Origin of the sequence: Odoribacter sp. N15.MGS-14, from assembly GCF_000980245.1 — a bacterium.
Classification (GTDB): Bacteria; Bacteroidota; Bacteroidia; order Bacteroidales; family Marinifilaceae; genus Odoribacter; species Odoribacter splanchnicus.
In genome coordinates this window covers 1-1760 of record NZ_LARE01000136.1, presented here as the reverse complement: position 1 = coordinate 1760, position 1760 = coordinate 1, and the positions used below count along the sequence as shown (strand labels likewise).

Sequence of the window (1760 nt, the reverse complement as noted above, 5' to 3'; positions counted from 1 at the left end):
AAATCGGTAGAATCCAGCACGGTAATTTCAATATCATGAGAAGGTATGAAATTTTTTAAAAAGTTGTTTTTTGTATTCTGAGATCTATTGCATGAGAAAAGCAGGAATAAATGACAGAGTAAGATAAAATATGGACTCTTCATCATACTAGGTATTTTAATCAAAATATCAAATAAAGTTCTGGACACATAGTAATAAATACTCTATATCCAGAACATACTATATTTCTCTATAAACTAATAACAATTTAATCCTACATCTATTGCATGTTTTTCAACCCAACCTCTTCCTTGATAACCAGGGCAAAAATGGCTTTGTCCATCATTAATATATCCTGTTTTATCTCCAGGATTATTGGGATCGGCAGGTACGCTATAATCATAATATAGACAACCATGTTCTTCTTCCGGACATTTAACACAAATGCATGAATATTCACCTGCAGCAGAAGCAGAACTTACTTCCAATAAAGTCTTCAAATTGACTTTATTTTCATGATCGGCTGTTAAACGAGATTCAACCATATTCATTATGGTTAGGATAAATAAAATTCCTAATAAATATTTTTTCATAATATTGTAATTTATAATTCTCTCAATATTCTCACTCATTTATACAATATAATCTTCACCTAGTGATAATTATAACAATATATTTACTTACATGATAGCCTCTCTTTCTTTTTACGTTATTTTCTCCTGAATTCTCATCAGTTTGTTTTCAATTTTTACCCCATCAGATGATATTCAGCAATAAAGATCAGTTTAATTATTGGGAAAATGAAACATTTGACACAAAGTTTTGTCCTATATTTGTCCCATGAATTGTTAAATCTGGCCAGAAAAACCCAATATCATGCAAAGAAAATTCGAATAAAGAATGCAGTTAGCGGGTCCTTTATTTTTTTTCAATCCGGTTAAAACGGTAAGAGAAGGAAAGCATATAATAATCCTGCGTACTGGTCGAACTATCCATCCGGGTGTACAAATCGGTCACGGAATAGTGCACCTGGCTCCGGTCACGGAAGATATCGTTGGCCCGGAATACCAATTCGGCCTGTTTCTTTTTACCGAATTTCTTACCCAATTCAAGGTTCAGACGATTATTCGACCGGCTGGTCACCGTCCCTGTTTTGTTCCAATAATAAGTATAAAAATAATCCCCGTGAGTTCATATAAAACGTAACTTACGAGGATTATTTTCAACTCATAAACTACTCATTCAGGATTTCATCCATTCCGGTTTTTTTCCGTCTTTCAGGTAATAATCATAAAATTCCATCACCCGGCGACTGTAATCCAGGCGGTTTTCCCATTTTTTCAAGTGATGTCCTTCACCTTTGTAGTTGAACAACCAAACAGGTTTATCCAAACGCCGGAGAGCCATGAAGAATTCTATACCTTGTTCCCACATGACGGAACCATCCTTATCATTGTGCATAATCAAAACAGGAGTCTGTACCTGAGGAAGAAAAAACAGGGGAGAATTCCGGATAAACTCTGTCGGCTTATCCCATAAAGTTCCTCCAATCCGGCTCTGAGTTTGTTCATATTGAAACATCCGACTTTTCCCGGATTCCCAACGGATTCCCCCATAGGCACTCGTCATATTTACCACCGGCGCACCAGAAACAGCTGCTTTAAACATATTTGTCCTGGTTACCAAAAAAGCAATCTGATAGCCTCCCCAACTATGTCCATTCAAGGCTATCCGGTCTTTGTCGATAAAATCATACCGATCTATCAAGCTCTTCACGCCGC

3 protein-coding genes are annotated in these 1760 nt (G+C 36.3%); all 3 read right to left on the bottom strand.

Going from position 1 to position 1760, the window contains the following annotated elements; translation table 11 throughout:
- Positions 1-236: 236 nt before the first annotated feature.
- A complete protein-coding gene (locus tag WS34_RS14450; protein WP_046405155.1) occupies positions 237-572 on the bottom strand; it encodes a hypothetical protein in 336 nt (111 codons plus the stop codon).
- A 325-nt stretch (positions 573-897) separates the two neighbouring features.
- Complete coding sequence (locus WS34_RS14445; RefSeq protein ID WP_046405157.1) at positions 898-1122, bottom strand: hypothetical protein; 225 nt, start codon at positions 1120-1122, stop codon at positions 898-900.
- 99 nt (positions 1123-1221) lie between these two features.
- The coding region (locus tag WS34_RS14440; RefSeq protein ID WP_046405721.1) for an alpha/beta hydrolase family protein at positions 1222-1760 on the bottom strand (539 nt) is incomplete at its 5' end.

Bases quoted from the DNA above. Each gene is read 5' to 3' on its own strand.
- WS34_RS14450 (WP_046405155.1), bottom strand. From the start codon at position 572: ATGAAAAAATATTTATTAGGAATTTTATTTATCCTAACCATAATGAAT.